Origin of the sequence: Oceanobacillus sp. FSL K6-2867, assembly GCF_037963145.1 — a bacterium.
Taxonomy (GTDB): Bacteria; Bacillota; Bacilli; order Bacillales; family Amphibacillaceae; genus Oceanobacillus.
This window is the reverse complement of sequence record NZ_CP150144.1, coordinates 1,573,924-1,593,747: the sequence shown is the minus strand read 5'-3', so window position 1 is coordinate 1,593,747 and position 19,824 is coordinate 1,573,924. Positions and strand designations below refer to the sequence as shown.

Sequence of the window (19,824 nt, the reverse complement as noted above, 5' to 3'; positions counted from 1 at the left end):
AGCCTGGGGTTCTCCTTTTTGTGAATAAATAATACAAGGTATTCTCCTAAAGCAGTATTGGCGAATACCTTGTTTTTTAATTATTACTCTACAGTTAATCCTAGCATATCAATCATCATTACGCTCACATGATAATCCGGGAGTATTCCTTGCAATGGTTCAGCTATAGCTTGTCCTTCACCTTTTGGAGCAAAAGAAATCATCGTTGGACCAGCACCGCTAATAACAGTTCCATAGGCACCATGGAACTTCGCTTCATTACGAATTTGATCATAGTTAGGGATTAGTGCTGAGCGATACGACTCATGGAACATATCTTTTTCCATCATTTTTCCGGCAAGAGTGTAATCACCTGTTAATAATGCGGCCACAACAAGATTGCTGATTCCACTGGCTGCTGCGGCATGGTCTCTCGTATATGAATCTGGGAGAACCTGTCTTGCAGCCTCTGTTTTCAGTTCAGTATTGGGAATATAGATAACTAGATCAACATCTAATGCTGGTGCTTGAAGCCAATTGATTTCATTGCCAGTTAAGGTTGAGATAATAAGTCCACCAAAGAGTGCTGGTGCGATATTGTCAGGATGGCCTTCTATTTCTGTTCCATACTGAAGTTTATCTGCAGCGCTTAAATGGAGCTTACAGGCTTGGTTTGCGAGTTCAATACCAGCTAGAATTGCGGATGCACTGCTGCCCAATCCGCGTGCTAGTGGAATTTCGCTCGTTTCGGCAACCCTGCATACAGGTAATGTCGTATGGTGGCGTTCTGCAATTTTTGCGGCAATCTGATAAATAAAATGATCCGTAAAATTATCTGGAGAAGAAAGAGAAGGGGAGATGAACTCCCACTTCTCCGATTCTGTTACTTCTAATGTAAGATAAAGATTAACTGCTAGTCCCATAGAGTCAAATCCGGGCCCGATATTTGCTGAGCTTGCTGGTACGGAAATACGAAACGGTCTCATCGATTGACCAGCTCTTCTATATAATGCATTACGGCAGCTTCATCATTTTCTAAGGAAACTGGATTAATTTCCAATTGGTCAATAGCTGTTTGCGGATCCTTCAGACCATTTCCGGTTAAGACAGCGACAACCTTGCTGCCTTTTTTAATGGTTCCTTGCTTGCATTGCTGAATAACACCTGCAATGGATGCGCAAGAGCCTGGCTCTGCAAAGATACCTTCCTTGCTTGGTAAGAGTTTAAACGCATTAAGGATCTCTTCATCGGTTACAGACTGGATGAGTCCGCCAGATTCTTCTTTCGCATTTACTGCAAGTTCCCAGCTGGCAGGGTTGCCGATTCGAATCGCCGTAGCGACGGTTTCCGGTTGTGTAATGACTTTGTTTTGAACGATTGCAGCAGCACCTTCTGCTTCAAATCCAAACATTTTTGGCAGGCCAGTTTGCTTTTCCTCGTGATATTCTTTAAAACCTTTCCAATAGGCACTGATGTTTCCAGCATTGCCGACTGGTATCGCCAGAATATCTGGGGCAGCTCCAAGCTGATCACAGACCTCAAATGCTGCCGTTTTCTGTCCCTCCAGACGATATGGATTAACAGAGTTTACTAAGGTAACTGGTGCTTTTTCGCTAACTTTTCGCACCATTTGCAAGGCATCATCAAAGTTGCCATCAATTTCTACAATTTCTGCACCGTACATAACAGCTTGGGCCAGCTTGCCAAGTGCAACTTTGCCTTTGGGAATCACAATAATTGCGCGAATACCTGCTCGTGCAGCATATGCTGCAGCCGCTGCAGAAGTGTTTCCAGTAGAGGCACAAATAATGGATTTGCTTCCTTCTTCGATTGCTTTTGCTACTGCTGCAACCATCCCTCTATCCTTGAATGATCCGGTCGGATTGGCTCCTTCGACCTTTCCATATAATTCAATTCCTAATTCCTCTGACAGTGTCGGGAAATGAATAAGTGGTGTATTCCCTTCCTGCAGAGTGAGTGCAGGTGTTTGATCGGTAACTGGTAAATATGCTTTGTAATGACTTAGAAGTCCTTGCCAGCTCATGAAATAGCATCTCCTTCAACTTTGTAATAGCTTTTTACTTCCAAAACAGCATCAAGACCTTTAAGCTTTTCTAAGGCATGCTGGAAGTTTTGGAGTGATGTTTGGTGTGTAATGAAAATAATTTCAGCTACTTCATCCTTGTTAACAGGTGTTTGTAAAATACGTTTAAAGCTAATATCCTGATCGTGGAATAAAGCCGAAATGTTTGAGAAAACTCCAGCTTCATCTTTCGCATAGAGCCGTACATAGTACTGTGCATAACGCTTATCAGGTGTTTTTAATTCTTTTTCGAAATGAGGTTCAACAAACTGATTTCCGGTTACACCTAAACGCATATTTTTAATAACCGTAACGACATCAGATACGATTGCGGTTGCTGTTGGCAAGCTACCAGCACCTGGACCATAGAACATTGTCTCGCCAACTGCCTCTCCATAAACATAAACAGCGTTAAATTCATTTTTAACAGCTGCAAGCGGATGACTTTTTGCAAGTAATGTCGGCTGTACATTGACCTCCAGCTCATGATTATCAAAATTTGCATAACCAATCAATTTCATCGTGTAGCCTAGTTTATCACCATACTGCAAATCTTCTAATGCAATTCCTTTAATCCCAGATACTTCAACATCCTCGAGATCTACTGGCGTTGAAAATGCAAGTCTTCCTAGAATTGCCATCTTTCTGGCAGCATCAAGGCCCTCGACATCTGCAGTAGGGTCTGCCTCTGCGAAGCCAAGCTCCTGTGCTTCTTTTAATGCATCCTCGTAGCTGACCCCTTCACTATCCATTTGTGTTAATATGTAATTTGTTGTACCATTGACAATCCCCATTACTTGTTGGATGCGGTCGGATGCAAGTCCATCGACAATCCCGCGTAGAATTGGGATCCCGCCGGCGACACTAGCTTCATAGTAGAAGTCGCTTTTATTACGCGTAGCAGCATCCTGTAATTCTGGACCGTGCAATGCTACAAGGTCTTTATTCGCTGAAACAACATGTTTTTTAGAAGCAAATGCTCTTAAAATATAATCCTTTGCTTCTTCAACACCACCCATTACTTCTACAATAACATCAATTTCCGGATCGTTTAAAACGTCATCCGGATTTGTTGTAAGAAGATCTTCCTCTATATCAACATCACGGGATTTCTCCAAGTTTCGAACTAATACGCGTTTTACCTGTACATTACAACCCAGTTGATGTGCAAGCTTTTGCTGGTGGTTTTCAATCAGCTTAATTACACCAGAACCTACAACTCCTAACCCTAAAAGACCAACAGTAACTTTCTCACTCACATAATCACCTCGTATTTAGCCCTTCTGGAAAGAACTAATTTGTATATTTAATTCATTTAAACACGAATACTAAAGTATAGCAATAGCGAATTTTGAAACAATTCAATAAAGCGTTTTCAAGAGTCTATTAATGTTGAAACCATATATCTATTATTAGAAATCCATAAAACGATTATAACATTATTGAAGGTATGATGAACAAAAATGTGGATTGAACAATAAACTAATATATATCACCCGGTGATGAGGAGGAGTAACATGAGTGAATCAATTGCAGGTGCAATTTTTCTTATTTGCTTATTAATTGGAATTACTGTTGGATATTTCATTGGGTATGTGGAAATAGGTGGCTCCATCGGACTTGGACTTGGCTTAATCAGTTTGCTTTTTTGGCGAAAAAAAAAGCGATATAGATGAAACTAATTAAACTTCTATCCGTATTGAAAATCATATAGGATAGAAGGGGGCATGGACATGCAGCCATTGAAATATACGTGCAAAGATGTTCTTTTTTTTTCCAAAAGTCATAAAATGATTGTTTATGACAAAGATGGACAGGAAATCGGTGCTGTCATTCGAACACATGAAGAGGAAGTAAGAAATGAAACGGTTCGAAAAGGGTCTTTCTATGCATTTGAGGATGAGAATGAAACACTGCGGAGTTCTATCAGTGTGAAAAAGCAAGGCTGGAAAAGTCTTGAAGGATATAGCTACCATTTATATGATTATCAGAAGGATCAAGTATATGATATCCAAGATGTGAAATGGGCTTCCACCATTTACTTTCATATTAAAGGATCCATTCAGGCAATTAAGTTTGAAGCTTATCAGGATTGGGATGGATCCCTCATATTGAAAGCAGATAAAAAGAAATATGCTGCTATCAGTTTTAATGAAATCACATTTAATGTAACCTTTAAGGTGATGGAGAAACCTAATGATCTTTTAATTTCGCCAGCATTCTTGACGCAGATTTACTGTATGTATCGTTTGTATAATATGGAGAGTAAGGTGATAGAGGAGTTGCTGTTTTAAGAATTATAGTTTTAATGAAAGTTGTTTTAGATAGGAAATTGAAATCCAGCACGAATCAATTTTTCCATAAAATTAAGATGCTTGTCCTCGCTTCCTTTTATCTATTTAAAGGAAGCGAGGACGTTACAATTCAAATAAACGCTTAGCTAATCTCCTGACAAGCAAAATGATAAAACTGTAAAGCCTGCTCACTTGAAGCAAATCCCGCTTGTGCAGAGTGAGCACTTCCGCCACCCTTGCCATTAAATGCTTTAAGATGTTCTTTGAAAAAAGCACCACATGAGAATGTATGGGGACCGTTATGTGCAAGGATAACTTTGTTTTCTGCTGTTGTTGCAAACAGAATAGTTAACTGGTATTCTGTCGCAATTTTGGCAGCTAATTTTTGCATATCCTTTAAAGATTTATTCGAGAAAACGTGGGTAAGAACAGATCCATCTACATTAGAAAGGAGCTCTTTTGTCAGATACATATCATGCTCCTCTTTCAATTCCGAAAGCTGTGATTGCAGCTGTTTATGCTCTTGCTCCCATTTCTCGAAGCGATCAAGGATATCCTTCTTACCGGTATTAAACCTTTTCGATAGCGTGTCCGTAATATGAAGTGTTGCCTCGTAGTCAGCTAATGCACGATATCCGCATTTGAAATAAATTCTTGTTGCTCCCTTTATTTTTTCAGCATGAAATAATTTAATTAAACCAATTTCGCCAGTTCGAGACACGTGTGTGCCACCACATGCATTGTATTCAATTCCTTCAATCTCAACGATGCGGATATTTTCCGTTACTTTTGGCAATTTCACTAATGGGATTTCCTTTAATTGTTCATTGGTAACAAAGTAGGTCTGTATTGAACGATTTTGATAGATCTGCTTGTTTACTTCAGTTTCAACTGCTTGCAGCTGTTCTTTAGTTAATGCCGTCTGATCAATATCAATTGTGACATCTTCTACTCCAAGATGAAAGCTTATCGTATTAGCCTGAAGAAGCTCCCTGAATATTGCTGATAATAAATGCTGCCCGCTATGCTGCTGCATATGATCAAATCTTCGTTGCCAGTCGATTGTGCAAGTGATTATTTCCTGCGTTCTATCTGGCAGCTTTTCTATTTTATGCAGGACTACATTTTCTTCTGTAAAAACGTCAAGAACTGGAATTCCATTGATATTCCCTAAATCACATGGCTGACCGCCACCGTGAGGGTAAAACGCCGTTTCTTCTAAAATGATAAATAAATCTTCATCATGCTCAATTGTGTTAGCTATGTTTGTATTCCATGTTGTTATATAGGCTGAGTTGTAATAAAGTTTTGTTGTCATAATTTATTCCTCTCATTTACTATGTTTTATATGGATGATATGTAATTGATCTTATGATACCATTAATCATCTCATATCCTGTAACGCTTTCCTTGAAAAATCGACTAAGGAAAGAAGGGAGATGATCAACATGTTTCGTATATTTGTGATTTTATCTTTGTTATTAACTGTAGTTGCAGGATGTGCAACTAGTTATTCAAAAGAACAGGCGGAAAATGGAGAAGAAGCAAATCATTTTACTTCTCCGCCACAGTTAACCTTAATAGTTGATGGTGAATCATACGCTGTTGCTCAGGGAGGGTATAGCTGGTCATATGAGAACTCAGACGGCACAACTGTCAATGTGGAGGCAGACTCTATGTCTCCTAGTGAAATGGTGCATGATGGAAATCCAATTGAAGTGGATGAAGATACAGAAATAACGCTGCAGTTTGAAATGGATCCTACCGATTATAAAGTTAAAATCTGGGATAAAGATAATACTGTGAAGGCAGTGTATGATAAAATAGATCTATCAGAGTACAAAGGAAATGTCATTTATGAAGTTTCTGCAAACTGGGAGCAAGGTTCAGCTAGCTATGCGTTCTTGCTTTATATAAGGTAATTAATCGTAAAACTTCGCAGAGACAGATACTTAATAGAGTGGTGATAATATGCAGAGGCTACAATATGAGGCTTCATGGGATAAGGCTTTGCCAGCTAAAGACCGTGAAATAATTGAGGCTGTTTTTCAAGAAACGAAACAATCTGGTAATCAAGCAGTAGCATTTACGCAATTGTGGCAGGCGATGAACTATAAAGGAGAATTATTGGTAACCGTAATCGTTCATAATTTTACGGATAATCCGTTCTCTTTTCAAATGGAACCAATTTGCTATGTTGAAAATAGTGAGCTTGTTGCTGCTAAGGAATTTACAATTCCTGCACTGACAATAGAGGCGGAAACAAGTATGCCATGGGCGTTCATATTTCCAGTAGAAAGCTTGAAAGCTCAGCCTGTATTAGAGGATGGGAGATTAGAATTCATCAATGCCTATTGATGAATTAACTTTAACTCTATTTTAAAAGCCCAGAAACAGCTCGTTTGCGTGTTTCTGGGCTTGCTTTATTGGGAAGCGGCTGTGTCACGTCTTGTTGCAAACATTGCAGTTACAAGTCCAAATGCAATGATAAAGCCTCCGACAATCGCATTATATTCGATGCTGACACGATCAACGACAATACTGCCGATAAATGATCCAACCGCAATACCAAGATGCAGTGATGAATTATTTAAGCTGATCAGAATATCCGAATTTTTTGGTGACAGTTCAATTAAATAGCTCTGCATCGGTGGTGTTATTGCCCAGCTCATGCTTCCCCAAACAATCATAACGAAAAAGAAAAATGGTACAAAGAATGTTGAGAATGGTACCGCGATAATCGCGATGATAAAAATGATAATGACAGAAAGAATCGTACGCTTCGTCCCAAAGTAATCGGCGAATGTACCCCCGATTGCACCCCCGCTAACAGCTGCAATACCAAACACTAAATAAACAATACTAATCCATATGCCTTCCAGTCCCATTGTTACTTGAGAAAATGGAGTGAGATAAGTATACAGTGTTGTATGCCCTGCAAGTACAAGAAATGTAGTAGCATGCGCGAGCAGTACCTTGCTGTTTTTCAATGTACGCAGCTGCTGGCCGATGGAAACCGCACCTTGGACAGGGGTTATTTGTTTCATGAAAAAGTAAACACCAGCCATGGAACACAATGTTAGGATGGCAATCATAATAAATGGGGCACGCCACCCGAATGTATTCCCAAGCATTAATCCAAATGGGATGCCAAGCACAAGTGAACCGCTAACCCCCATATTCACAATCCCAATCGCACGCCCGCGGTATTGCGGCTCGACAATTGTGGAAGCCATTGTCACGCATAATACAATGAGCAATGATGCACTGGCAGCTGATATAATTCTACTAATGAATAGAACACTATAAACAGGACTGAAAATGGCAAGAACATTGCTTAAAAAGAAAATAAACAATGTAATCAATGTCAGTTTTTTTCGTTCTATCTTTGCGGTTAGAAATAATAATATTGGTGAGGCTATTGCAAACACAAGTGAAAATATCGTGATTAACAGTCCGGCTTGCCCAACGCTAACCTCCAAGCTTTCAGCAACTAAATCCAATATACCGCCTATAATTAATTCGACCATTCCGACGACAAAAGAAACAATCGTTAATAAATATACTCGTTTGTCCATATATTTACGCCTCTCTATTAAAACTGCAATAGTACAATATTAGCTTCTATTCGACATCACTGCAAGGGGAAATAACATTATCTCTATTTTTCTCGGAACACTTTCTTCGTAATAACGAAAAGTGACAGTCCCGATTGGGTTTGTTATACTTATGGTACCTCGTATTGGTTAAAGGAGGAGAAATTTGTTGAGTGGTCAAGCAAGGTTGGACAAAGAAGCAATGCGTGTGCTGAAGCTTACTAGCAGAACGTTTTATATACCGATTAAATTATTAAATCCAACATTACGCAAAACAGTTGGATCTGCTTATCTATGTATGCGTGCAATCGATGAGATAGAGGATCATGAACAGCTGGATGCTGAAACTAAGCAACGGTTGTTGTTAGAAACAAGTGCTTTATTACAAAAAGAGTTTGATTCACAAGCTTATGAAGCATTGATAACCCCATATAAATCAAAATTACCAGAAGTGACCTTAAGACTTGGCGACTGGCTTGAATTTTGCCCGGCTGATATTGTTGATAAAGTAAAAGCATCAACAAGTGAAATGGCCGAAGGTATGGCGAAATGGGTTAAGAAAGACTGGGAAGTAAGAACAGAAGAAGATTTAGATGACTATACATATTATGTAGCTGGTTTGGTTGGCGTTATGCTCTCCGATATTTGGACATGGTATGACGGAACTGAAACTGACCGTGATCTGGCAATTGGCTATGGACGAGGACTACAGGCGGTCAATATTTTACGCAATAAAGATGAAGATGCCGAACGCGGTGTGCGATTTTTTCCAGACGGATGGAGCCGGGGAGATATGTTTCGATACGCAGAGGGAAATCTTGCAAAAGCAGATGATTATATGAAGCAAATCGAAACAAAAAACATTACATTATTTTGCAAAATACCATTATCATTAGCGAAGCGAACACTTAAAGCATTACAGAGCGGCAAAGAAAAAATGACTCGTGCTGAAGTAGAATCGACAGTGGACGAGATTATAAATGAATAATGTTGTTTTGGAAAGAATGACAGCAAGCAGCAATATGCTCGCAGCAGTCATTCTTTTTTTATTATGTAAAGAATTGCTATTAGTCAACAGTAAATATAAATTCGTCCTGAAGTGTTGAAAATAAATTAGCCTAATATTATTTGCGTAAATAATAAATGAAACCTATAATAGTGAACTGTGTTAAAAATATGAGCAAGTTGGTGGAATACTAGTCATTGGTTGTTCTGTAGATAGATATTAGGTATTGTAATCAAATTCCATCCGACGGTCTTTAATGACAAAACGGATTACTATATTATAGACGCTTGTTCCTAACAAAATTAGGAGGAAAACGTGGATACAAAAAAGAAGAAACTAGATTGGCCGGTATTTATTGCAAGTGGAGGGTTTCTGATTCTGTTTATCTTATTATCGTTATTTGATAATGAGATGGTAGATGGTGCGGTGAATACATTATTTGCTTATTCTTCAGACCTTTTCGGTGCGTATTGGCAAATATTATTGCTTGGGAATTTTTTCATTGGACTAGGGTTAGCTATCTCAAGGTATGGGAAAGTTAAATTAGGTAAAAAAGATAAACCAAAATATAGCAATTTTGGCTGGGTTTCTATGATTTTAGTTACTCTATTGGCAAGCGGCGGTGTATTCTGGGCTGCCGCGGAACCGATGTATCATTATATGTCTGCTCCCCCATTAGTCGGCGGTGGGGAGTTTAATAATATAAATGCTGCATTTGCTCAATCATTTATGCACTGGGGATTTACCGCTTGGGCAATCCTAGGTACACTTTCGGTTATTGTAATGATGTATGTACACTATAATAAAGGCTTACCACTCAAGCCTAGAGGATTACTATATCCAATTTTTGGTGAAAAGATCTATCATAATAGTGTGCTTGGTTCGTCGGCTGATATCTTTTCCATTATTGCAACAGTTGCTGGTACATTGGGACCGCTTGGGTTCTTAGGATTACAGATATCTTATGGGCTGAATCATTTATTCGATGTACCAAATACATTAACTGTAAGCATTATTGTTGTGCTGGTACTTGTATTGATTGCTGCGATATCAGCTGCTACAGGGGTGGATCGAGGGATTTACCATCTGAGCAATTGGAATGTCAAATTTACAATTTTTCTAGCAGCTTTAATACTCGTTATTGGTCCTACAATGTTTATTATTGATGCATTTGTAGGTGGCACTGGCTTTCATTTGCAAAACTTCTTCACAATGACCATGTATCGTGGAGATGAGGGCTGGCTTTCAATATGGACGATATTTTTCTGGGGGTGGTTTATCGGTTATGCCCCTATGCTGATTGTATTTATTAGCAGGATATCTCGTGGAAGAACGATTAGACAATTAATCATAGCTGTATCTATTATTGCTCCTTTAGTTAATAACTTTTGGTTTTCAATTGTAGGTGGTACAGGTGTATTCTTTGAAAATGAAAATGCTGGCTCTATCTCGACTGCTTTGAATGAGGGTGGAATGCCAGCTGCAGTAATGGCCATTACTGACCAACTCCCAATGGCAACACTAATGGGGTTAGGATTTTTGGTTGTATCAATTATCTTTGTTGCAACAACAACCGATACAATGGCTTATACTGTAGCAGCTACACTAGAGGGAAATGATAATCCCAAACGCTGGTTACGTGTTTTTTGGGCATTAATCTTTGGTGCTACTACCGTAGTAATCCTATCGATTGGTGAGGATAGTATTGCATCGATACAGAACTCAATTGTTATAACAGCAGTTCCAGTTTCACTTCTGTTATTGCCGCCATTGTGGAATGCCCCAAGAATAGCGAAGAAAATGGCACTAGAGCAAGGACTGATCTGGCAGCGTGAAATGAGAAAAAAAGTAGATAAAAAAGATGAATAACGAAATGGGCCATTTAGCTTTCCGTATAGGAAACAAAATGGCCCTTATTCTTAGTCTTGATTTTCCATATATGTTAGGGAAACCTTAAGGTTTGCATTTTTCTCACGAATCCGATCGAGTAAGTCTTTATCGTTCACTGCATTTTTACTGCGGATGGCATAGGTGTACATAATCATTGTTCCAAGATTCGTTGTCTCAACCTGGCGCAATGCATGACTAATTGTGAATTGCTCAAAAACATCATCCAATAGATTTTCGTGGTTTAAGTTTTCTGGCACAGTCACTTTTAAAATCTGTGAATCTTTTCCTTTCCCATATTCGAATTTATAAAGCAAGTAGAATATGATACTGGCAAAAAAGGTTAACATAATCGCCAAATCAAATTGGTAGAGGCCGCTCGTCATGCCAACCGATAATCCGAAGAAGATGTAGGCGATATCCTTTGCATCTGTAACCGCACTTCTAAAGCGAATTAAAGAAAATACTGCAAATAATCCGAATGCCACTCCAGCATTTCCGCTTACAACATTCATGACAACGGATACAACGACACTCATTATAATAATCGTATGGACAAAGTTCTGTGAGTAGCGATCTCCGGTAAATGTTAGCTGGTATACCTTTGTAATAACAATACTAAGGATTGTAGCGATTGCCATCGCTAATAGACTCATAAATATTGGTGATTCATTACCATTAATTTGAAATAATGTTTCCATCTTAAATTCCTCCTACTGTAACATTTTCTTTAGCTGCTCCAATTGGGAGTGCTGGATTTTTTAGCAATTCCAGACTGGTGCAAAATTTTGAAGCACTTCTTTGTTCGCAATTGAAATGCTGCAAAATGCGAGTAAGCCACAGTGGAACACTGTCATTCACTTTTACTTCAAGTACAACGAGATTGGAATCGATAAAACTCGCTCCATATGAACCATTCTCCAAGTAAAGATCATCATTTCTGCATCTCAGATTAAAATCAAAAGTAATCCGCAACTCGGGGTCTGTTATGCAATGCAGTGCATGGCGATCATAGCTGACAACCATTTCAGGCTCTAAGCGATATAAATGACGAAAATAATCAATTTCACGCAAAACTTGTATATTCGATCCTTCATAATTATCAATACAAGACTCCTGACGGTTAATATAGCGGTAAGCTTCGGACAATGAAAGAAGCATTCGTCTTTTATTGACAACCTTTTTATGTTTTTGTTTCACTTCGAAAAATGCAATTCCGTGAATGTCGATATTATCGTAAACTCGCAAACGAAGTTTTTGCCGATACTTCAGTTTGTTCTTTGTTTCGAAGTAAATTTTGTGGTCATCACTTTCGAAGTATAGGCTCGTAACAGTGTACTTTCCATCCTCACCAAACTTATCAGGCCGCATATAAGGTGAGATTTGCTGAATTAGTTGTTCATATTGTCCAATTGTGATTAAATATTTTTGCTCTTTCCTTCTAAAAATTTCAATTGCCATATATTCCATCCTCCTTACTTGAAACCTATTCTATAATTCTTCTATAAGATACCAATGTGAAAGGGATTAGAAATAGATGAGAATGTGATGTGAATCTGAAGTTTGGAGAGGTTCTGTTATTTATCAGTGTGCATAAAATGATAGGTAAGGATTATCTGATAAGATTATAGAGTCATCTAGCTGAAGCAAAACATTTTAATAAAGCAAAAAAGCCACTCCAAATTACCTCGGAGCGGCTTTTAAAATTAAAGTGATGTATTTTCTTCAATTGCATTTTTGTCATTAAATGTTTTCAGGTTTAAATTCTTTAATATACGTGATGTTAATGTTCCGGAAACCATACTTCCATTAACATTTAAAGCTGTACGTCCCATATCGATAAATGCTTCGATTGAAATTAACAGCCCAGCTAATGCGACTGGCATTCCCATAGAAGAGAGAACGATAATTGCGGCAAAAGTTGCCCCACCACCAACACCAGCAACACCAAATGAGCTGATACCGATAATGAGAACCAGTTGGATAATAAATCCTGGCGAAAGAGGATTTATTCCAATTGTTGGCGCAATCATGACAGCTAGCATGGCAGGATAGATTCCTGCACAGCCATTTTGCCCCATTGTTGCTCCAAATGAAGCTGACATATTGGCAACACCTTGCTCAACACCAAGTGAATTCCTTTGTGCTTGAATATTCAAAGGAATTGTTCCTGCGCTGGAGCGTGATGTAAATGCAAAGCCTAATACTGGAATTGCTTTTCTTAAATACGTAAACGGATTTAAGCCGAATACGCCGACTAAAACTAAGTGAAGAATAAACATAGTCAGCAATGCAACATAGGAAGCAATAACAAATTTACCAAGCTCCAGGATACCTGCAAAATTGGTGCTTGCTACTGTATTTGCCATTAATGCTAATACCCCGAATGGAGTTAAGCGTAATACTAATGTTACGATACGCATGACAACGGCATAGACAGCATTAACCATCTTCGTGAACATCTCTGCTTGTTCCGGATTTTTTCTGCGAACACCCAGTACTGCAATCCCGACAATAATAGAGAAAATAACAATAGCAATAACGGATGTTGGTCTTTCGCCTGTCATGTCCAAGAAAATATTAGATGGAATGAAATTTAGAATTCGTTGTGGGGCCGATTGCTCTTGTACATCCCCTAACTGTGCTTCTAACGATGTGGCACGCTCTGACTCTGCTTGCCCCATTTCAATTTGATCAGCATTCAGGTCAAACACGACTGCTGTTCCAATTCCGATTAAAGCGGCAACCATTGTAGTAGAGATCAGGATTCCGATAATCCACGCAGACATCTTACCAAGTTCTGCGGTCCTTTCCAAGTTAATAATGGATTGAATGATGGAAACCATAACAATTGGCACTACAATCATCATGAGGAAACTAATATAGCCTCGCCCAACAATATTGTACCATTCCGTTGTTTCTGTCAAAACTTCGGAGCCAGCACCATATATTAATTGTAATACTGCCCCGAGCACGATTCCTGCCCCTAAACCAGTGAATACGCGCTTTGTAAAAGAAAAATGCTTTTTCTGCATCCATATTAATAAACCGATAAGTGCCAGCAGCACAACTATATTTAATAGAATATAAATAGAGTCCATTTTGATAAACCTCCTTATTGGTATTTTCTTGTTTGTGAATAAAACTATACAAAAATACTAATATTATGCTTGTTTATTATTCCGATAATATTAGTATGACTTAATTAAGATACACTCGTTTAAGAGAAGTGTCAAGAAATTAATTTATAGTGGGTTTATCATACATTAGCATACTCCATTTAACTATGTAGTGAGCAAGCAATCAAGCTTACCCACTATGCTGAGCTACCTCCAGTTTTTCTGGAATAAAGCTTTAATGGAAATATAGAGAATTGCAAAGGCAAATACGATGACAGCAATTGCTCCTACAGCAATCAAGAAATTGACGATTGTTGTCGAAGTAATAAATGAAGACGCTAACGTCGTTACAACAATTAATCCAAAACCAGCCAGGATTGCTGTAAGAAAAAGTAAAGCAAGTTGATTCATCATCATCCCTCCTTTATTTAAAATATGAATGAAGTAGGGATATGGTTTATGTTTTTTAATAAGTAAAAGAATGAAGAAGGAAAAGACCGCTGAGGATAAGCGGTCTTTGTGACTAGTAACATTGAAAAGATTGAATTTGATTGAGGTCAATACCGAAATACACCCATCTGAAACCGGTCCATCTGAATCCGGCAATTGAATTTCTGCCAACAAATGTTGGGAAGAACCAAAAAGCGTCTCTTCTTAACCAAATATAGGTGAACCGGAATAAACAGCCGCGGATGCCGCCTGGATCAACCGCGAATGTTTGGAACTGTGATTGTTCAGGTGTGAAATTCGGAGGTGGAGAATTGGGTGGTCCGGCCTGTTGTCCGCCACCACCAGGGAATCCTCCAGGACCTCCAGGGCCGCCTGGTCCCCCGGGAAAACCACCGGGGCCACCACCAGGAAATCCTCCAGGACCTCCAGGGCCGCCTGGTCCCCCAGGAAAACCACCGGGACCTCCAGGACCTCCAGGAAATCCGCCGGGAAACCCTCCGGGGCCACCTGGACCACCACCAGATCCAGGGCCAAAAATCTGACCAAGTATATTCCCCGGAAGATTAAACTGTCTTTCATCCTCATCTTGCGGTGGCTGATATGGATTATTATGATAATTCATCTATTCTTTCCTCCCTTTTCTACTCATAAAAAATTGCTCCCTTTACTATATGGGGAATTCGTCTAATGTGGGATTGATTTCATAAGATTGGGCGGCTTATTCGTTTATTCAGAAGGAATAAATAGTTGCTGCTATACAACACTATAAAAATGAACTGTTTGCTCTGTTTTTAATCCATAAAATTATACTTAAAAATTGCTTGTCATGATAAAACAACAATGGTAATATTAAAAGGTTGTCAAGAGGCAGTGGATAAAGCAAACAACAGATCAGGCCAGAATAACCAGGCTGATTCTGTAATTATAAACAGGTATGAGCAAAAAAATTAGTAAAGGAGTTTTTCTATGGCGGATCACAACAATCAACAAGAAAAATATGAATATCTTGCTGATAATCCTAATGTGAAGGTTATGCCAATTATGCTTTCGTTAATTATTGGAGCTTTCTTTGCAATATTAAATGAAACTTTATTAAATATAGCGTTAACAACATTGATGGCTGAATTTGGTGTAACCCTAACAACTGTGCAGTGGATGGCAACAGGATTTATGCTAGTTATGGGAATTATTATTCCTGCATCAGCTGTATTAATGCAATGGTTTACAACACGTCAGCTATTTTTAAGTACAATGATCATTTTTACAATCGGAAGCACAATAAGCGCGCTTGCTCCGAACTTTCCAATATTGCTTGTAGGACGACTGATTCAAGCAGTTGGTACAGGACTCTTGATGCCGATTATATTTAATGTGTTCCTGTTAATTTTCCCGCCGCACCGAAGAGGGAAGGTGATGGGACTAGTTGGTCTAGTAATCATGTTTGCACCGGCAATTGGACCAACCTTATCTGGAGTAATTGTTGAATATTTGGGATGGCGGTTTTTATTTATTTCCGTAATTCCTTTTGCGCTTTTTTCGATTGCATTTGCATCTAAATACTTGGTGAATGTATCGGAAGTGACAAAGCCGAAAATAGATATCATATCTCTTGTATTTTCAACAATCGGATTCGGCGCAATCGTCTATGGGTTTAGTTCCGCTGGGGAAAGTGAAGCTGGTTTTTTAGATCCTAAAGTATATACAGTGATTATAATTGGCTTTATTGCAGCGGCACTGTTTACTTGGAGACAATTGAAGCTGGAAGAGCCATTGATTGATTTGCGTGTATTTCGTTATCCAATGTATACGCATGGGATATTAATGTTCTTAATCATTATTATGGCTATGTTTGCTTCAGAGATTATTTTACCAATTTACATGCAAGGCCCCCTAGCGTTAACAGCTGCTTCAGCAGGGTTAGTTCTTCTTCCAGGCAGTATTCTGAATGGTGCAATGTCACCAGTGATGGGTGGACTTTTCGATAAATTTGGTCCGCGTGTATTAATGATTCCGGCAACACTTGTTTTATGTGGAACAATGTTTATGATGAGCAGATTAGATTTAAACACACCTGTATGGGTAATTATTGTCGGTTACATATTACTTATGTTATCTGTTTCTGCAATAATGATGCCTGCTGAGACAAATGGGCTAAACCAGCTTCCAAAGCACTTATACCCACACGGTACTGCAGTAATGACAACATTGCAGCCTGTTGCAGGTGCAATTGGGGTATCTGTTTTTATCAGCATTATGAATGCAAGACAAAATGGTTTCTTGCAAAATGTAAGCAATCCTGCAAATCCTGATACAATCAGAGAAGCAATGGTAGCTGGTGTAGAGCTTGTTTATTTTATTGCTTTTGCAATATCCATTATTGCTGTAATCATGGCATTTTTCGTTTATCGTGCTGCCCCGAAGGAATCGGAAGAGGAGCCAGTTAAAGAGAATTAATAAGTTGAAGGAAAAAATAAGCTTTTATTCTGAGGGATTCAGAGTGGGGCTTATTTTTTTATGGTTTTTAATGATTGCTCACTATCTACTATCTTTACATGAATGATATGTTGCTGTATATTATAAGTGAGTAATCACTCACTTATAATATAGGCGAGGTGAAATGGATGAGTAAACGAAAATCATGTATTTCGATTCAACATGTGTATAAGAAGTTTGGTAAGCATGTGGTGTTAAAGGATATCAATCTTGAAATTGAAAAAGGTGAGATTTTTGGACTTTTAGGTCCGTCTGGTGCTGGAAAATCAACTTTAGTAAAAGAATTAGCTGGACTGGATATTCCAACGTCAGGGGATAATTATATCTTTGAAGAAAAAATGCCAACCCTCAAATTAATGGAGCGAATTGGGTATATGGCTCAATCGGACGCGCTTTACGAAGACCTGTCAGCAAATGAAAATTTACAGTTCTTTGCAAGCTTATATGGGTTAAAAGGCAAAAAGAAAAAGGAAAGAATTAAGGAAGTGATGCAGCTTGTTGACTTATCAGATCATTTAAATAAGCTCGTATCCAATTATTCTGGTGGAATGAAAAGAAGGCTGTCACTGGCGATTGCACTTCTTCATGAGCCAGAAATTCTTATTCTGGATGAGCCAACAGTAGGAATTGATCCTGTTTTACGAAAGAGTATTTGGGATGCTTTTTATGACTTGAATAAGAAAGGGACAACAATAATCGTTACAACCCATGTGATGGATGAAGCGGAAAAATGTGACCGGCTGGGACTTATGCGAGATGGAGCAATGATTGCTGTCGGCACGCCAGAATCATTGCGAAATGAGACAAATACAGAAACGATAGAACAAGCATTTCTTGTTTATGGAGGTGCGACATCATGAGAGTAATTGCATTAACGAAAAGGATTTTACAGCAGCTCATACGGGATAAGCGGACATTGGGATTGCTTATCTTTGCGCCGATTTTAGTCCTGACTATGCTTCACTTGGTTTTTAATGGAGATGACTATGTACCGAAAGTGGGATTAGTAGAAATTCCTGAAGCTATTGTTGACCAAATTGATGCGACAGATGCTGAAGTAACCATATACACGAATGAAAATGATGCGCAGCAAGCTGTCCACTCTGAGGAAATTGATGGTTATATTTTACTTGATGATGCCACTACTCCAGCTGTCTTTCTTGAAGGTAGTGACCCAAGTGTGAATAGTGCAACATTGAGATGGATCCAATCAGCATTTGATTCACTGAAGCAGAGTGAAGGTGATGCACAACATGAAATTGATTATTTATACGGCTCAAGTGATATGGGTTCATTCGATTATTTTGGCCCAGTACTGCTCGGATTTTTTGTGTTTTTCTTTGTCTTTATTATTGCTGGCGTTTCGTTTATTCGGGAGCGGACAACAGGTACGCTGGAGCGGCTGCTATCTACACCATTGCGTAAATGGGAGATTGTAATGGGGTATGTTCTTGGATTTGGAATCTTCACGATTATTCAATCAGCAATTATTGCATGGTATGCTATTTATGTACTGGATATGATGATGGTAGGAGCATTTATTTATGTGCTTTTAATTACATTATCACTTGCACTCACAGCACTAACATTAGGGATACTCATTTCTTCATTTGCGAACAATGAATTGCAAATGATTCAATTTATTCCGATTGTTGTTATTCCGCAAATATTCTTTTCCGGTCTTTTTAATTTAGAAACAATTTCCGATTGGCTAAGCTGGGTTGGTCCGTTTACACCCCTTTATTATGCAGCAGATGCTCTGCGGGACGTTATGGTGAGGGGACATGGCTGGAATGAAATATATTTAAATTTAATTATTCTGTTTGGCTTTTCACTGCTATTTATGCTATTAAATGGCTTGACGCTCCGTAAGTATCGAAAAATATAAATTATGCTTTTCGTTGCTACCTGTGACACTTATTCGATATGATGTTAGATAAGAGGAATGTTTAACTTGATAAGAGGCGAAATTTGATGACAAATAGTGAAACGAAATTAACTAAAAAACAAATAGCGATATTAGAGGCAGCAACAGAGTTATTCGCAGAAAAAGGCTATGCAGGTACTTCCACGAGTGAAATCGCTAATAAAGCAGAAGTTGCAGAGGGGACAATTTTTAAACACTTTAAATCGAAAAAGGGGCTTTTGTTATCGATTGTTTCACCGATGATGGTGAGGCTGATTGCTCCAATGGTAAAAAAAGATATGAACAAGGTTCTTGATCAGGATTTTGAACGTTTTCAAGACTTTATTCGAGCAATGATTGAGAATAGAAAAGAATTTATTAAAAAAAACCTGCCCCTTTTACGGATACTGATTCAGGAAATTCCTTTTCATCCAGAGTTAAAGGAGCAGTTTATTGAGTATATCGGCAAAGATATTTTTGGTAAACTCAGAAACATTGTTGAACATTACCAGGCTAAGGGCCAGCTTATAAAAACCCATCCCGATACAATCATTCGAATCGTTGCCTCGTCTATTTTTTCTTATATTATCGCACGATACGTTATTATTCCTGAGGGAGATTGGAACGATGAGGAAGAGGTTGATCGAATAATTCAAGTTCTGGAAAATGGGATTGTGCCAAGGGAATAGGCGTTTCTAGCTTTTAATCCTTTTCTATGGGAAACGTAGAAAAGGATTTTTTATGTTCTGTCGTAAGCAGTTAAGGCTAATTTATTTAGCTGACCACTAATTATTAACTAAAAATAAACTTTTGCGTTGTCGTTAATAAAGTGACTTATACTTGAGTTGGAGAAGGGGAGGACCTATGGCAGAACAAAGCAAAATTCTTATCGTGGAAGATGATTATGAAATTGCCTCGATTATGAGGAATCACTTAGCTAGAGAAGGATTTGAAGTGACTTGGGCATCAACTGGGGTAGAAGGCTAGGAGGATTTCAAAGAGGATAATTAT

Annotated in this window: 21 protein-coding genes; 11 read left to right on the top strand and 10 right to left on the bottom strand. The window is 38.6% G+C overall.

The window, feature by feature from the left end:
- Positions 1–83 precede the first annotated feature (83 nt).
- The 3 genes from thrB to NSQ77_RS07860 are packed head-to-tail and all read right to left on the bottom strand — an operon-like array spanning position 84 to position 3,321.
- The gene (gene thrB, locus NSQ77_RS07870; RefSeq protein ID WP_339230121.1) at positions 84–965 is read right to left on the bottom strand and encodes a homoserine kinase; all 882 of its coding nucleotides are present in this window, start codon (positions 963–965) and stop codon (positions 84–86) included.
- Positions 962–2,023: a threonine synthase gene (thrC, locus tag NSQ77_RS07865; RefSeq protein ID WP_339230120.1), complete on the bottom strand. Its 1,062-nt coding sequence runs from the start codon at positions 2,021–2,023 to the stop codon at positions 962–964. Before thrC ends, thrB begins: the two co-directional genes overlap by 4 nt.
- Complete coding sequence (locus NSQ77_RS07860) at positions 2,020–3,321, bottom strand: homoserine dehydrogenase (protein WP_339230118.1); 1,302 nt, start codon at positions 3,319–3,321, stop codon at positions 2,020–2,022. The genes thrC and NSQ77_RS07860 overlap by 4 nt, the downstream gene beginning before the upstream one ends.
- Positions 3,322–3,579: 258 nt before the next feature.
- Here NSQ77_RS07860 and NSQ77_RS07855 point away from each other — a divergent pair, with 258 nt between their 5' ends.
- Positions 3,580–3,738: a hypothetical protein gene (locus NSQ77_RS07855; RefSeq protein WP_339230116.1), complete on the top strand. Its 159-nt coding sequence runs from the start codon at positions 3,580–3,582 to the stop codon at positions 3,736–3,738.
- A 57-nt stretch (positions 3,739–3,795) separates the two neighbouring features.
- Complete coding sequence (locus NSQ77_RS07850) at positions 3,796–4,356, top strand: hypothetical protein (RefSeq protein WP_339230114.1); 561 nt, start codon at positions 3,796–3,798, stop codon at positions 4,354–4,356.
- Positions 4,357–4,498: 142 nt separating this feature from the next.
- Here NSQ77_RS07850 and NSQ77_RS07845 read toward each other — a convergent pair whose 3' ends face one another.
- Positions 4,499–5,674, bottom strand: a complete 1,176-nt coding sequence (locus tag NSQ77_RS07845) for a DHHA1 domain-containing protein (protein WP_339230112.1) — start codon at positions 5,672–5,674, stop codon at positions 4,499–4,501.
- Between the two features lie 130 nt (positions 5,675–5,804).
- On the opposite strand from NSQ77_RS07845, the gene NSQ77_RS07840 reads away from it, so the two are divergent.
- Entirely contained in the window at positions 5,805–6,278 is a 474-nt protein-coding gene (locus tag NSQ77_RS07840) for a hypothetical protein (protein ID WP_339230110.1), read from the top strand.
- Positions 6,279–6,327: 49 nt separating this feature from the next.
- On the top strand, positions 6,328–6,714 hold the full coding sequence (locus tag NSQ77_RS07835) for an SLAP domain-containing protein (protein WP_339230108.1): 387 nt from the start codon (positions 6,328–6,330) through the stop codon (positions 6,712–6,714).
- A 65-nt stretch (positions 6,715–6,779) separates the two neighbouring features.
- Here the strand turns inward: NSQ77_RS07835 and NSQ77_RS07830 are convergent, their stop codons facing one another.
- On the bottom strand, positions 6,780–7,934 hold the full coding sequence (locus NSQ77_RS07830; RefSeq protein ID WP_339230106.1) for an MFS transporter: 1,155 nt from the start codon (positions 7,932–7,934) through the stop codon (positions 6,780–6,782).
- A gap of 187 nt (positions 7,935–8,121) precedes the next feature.
- On the opposite strand from NSQ77_RS07830, the gene NSQ77_RS07825 reads away from it, so the two are divergent.
- The gene (locus NSQ77_RS07825) at positions 8,122–8,940 is read left to right on the top strand and encodes a phytoene/squalene synthase family protein (RefSeq protein WP_339230104.1); all 819 of its coding nucleotides are present in this window, start codon (positions 8,122–8,124) and stop codon (positions 8,938–8,940) included.
- Between the two features lie 333 nt (positions 8,941–9,273).
- Entirely contained in the window at positions 9,274–10,827 is a 1,554-nt protein-coding gene (locus NSQ77_RS07820) for a BCCT family transporter (RefSeq protein ID WP_339230103.1), read from the top strand.
- A gap of 50 nt (positions 10,828–10,877) precedes the next feature.
- On the opposite strand, the gene NSQ77_RS07815 is transcribed toward NSQ77_RS07820, so the two are convergent.
- The 5 genes from NSQ77_RS07815 to NSQ77_RS07795 all read right to left on the bottom strand — a co-directional run bounded on the left by NSQ77_RS07815 (position 10,878) and on the right by NSQ77_RS07795 (position 15,036).
- Complete coding sequence (locus NSQ77_RS07815; RefSeq protein WP_339230101.1) at positions 10,878–11,546, bottom strand: DUF4956 domain-containing protein; 669 nt, start codon at positions 11,544–11,546, stop codon at positions 10,878–10,880.
- A 1-nt stretch (position 11,547) separates the two neighbouring features.
- Positions 11,548–12,306 carry a polyphosphate polymerase domain-containing protein gene (locus tag NSQ77_RS07810; protein ID WP_339230099.1) on the bottom strand — a complete coding sequence of 253 codons (759 nt, stop codon included), beginning with the start codon at positions 12,304–12,306 and terminating at the stop codon, positions 11,548–11,550.
- 245 nt (positions 12,307–12,551) lie between these two features.
- Positions 12,552–13,946, bottom strand: a complete 1,395-nt coding sequence (locus tag NSQ77_RS07805) for an L-cystine transporter (RefSeq protein WP_339230097.1) — start codon at positions 13,944–13,946, stop codon at positions 12,552–12,554.
- A 225-nt stretch (positions 13,947–14,171) separates the two neighbouring features.
- Entirely contained in the window at positions 14,172–14,375 is a 204-nt protein-coding gene (locus NSQ77_RS07800) for a hypothetical protein (RefSeq protein ID WP_339230095.1), read from the bottom strand.
- A gap of 112 nt (positions 14,376–14,487) precedes the next feature.
- Positions 14,488–15,036: a hypothetical protein gene (locus NSQ77_RS07795; protein WP_339230093.1), complete on the bottom strand. Its 549-nt coding sequence runs from the start codon at positions 15,034–15,036 to the stop codon at positions 14,488–14,490.
- 344 nt (positions 15,037–15,380) lie between these two features.
- On the opposite strand from NSQ77_RS07795, the gene NSQ77_RS07790 reads away from it, so the two are divergent.
- From NSQ77_RS07790 to NSQ77_RS07770, 5 genes are all read left to right on the top strand, one after another.
- Entirely contained in the window at positions 15,381–16,868 is a 1,488-nt protein-coding gene (locus NSQ77_RS07790) for an MDR family MFS transporter (RefSeq protein WP_339230091.1), read from the top strand.
- Positions 16,869–17,035: 167 nt separating this feature from the next.
- Complete coding sequence (locus tag NSQ77_RS07785) at positions 17,036–17,767, top strand: ABC transporter ATP-binding protein (protein ID WP_339230090.1); 732 nt, start codon at positions 17,036–17,038, stop codon at positions 17,765–17,767.
- Positions 17,764–18,795 (top strand): ABC transporter permease, encoded by a 1,032-nt coding sequence (locus tag NSQ77_RS07780; protein ID WP_339230088.1) that lies wholly within the window; start codon positions 17,764–17,766, stop codon positions 18,793–18,795. The genes NSQ77_RS07785 and NSQ77_RS07780 overlap by 4 nt, the downstream gene beginning before the upstream one ends.
- 86 nt (positions 18,796–18,881) lie before the next feature.
- Positions 18,882–19,502: a TetR/AcrR family transcriptional regulator gene (locus tag NSQ77_RS07775; RefSeq protein ID WP_339230086.1), complete on the top strand. Its 621-nt coding sequence runs from the start codon at positions 18,882–18,884 to the stop codon at positions 19,500–19,502.
- A gap of 175 nt (positions 19,503–19,677) precedes the next feature.
- A complete protein-coding gene (locus NSQ77_RS07770) occupies positions 19,678–19,800 on the top strand; it encodes a hypothetical protein (protein WP_339230084.1) in 123 nt (40 codons plus the stop codon).
- Positions 19,801–19,824: the final 24 nt, after the last annotated feature.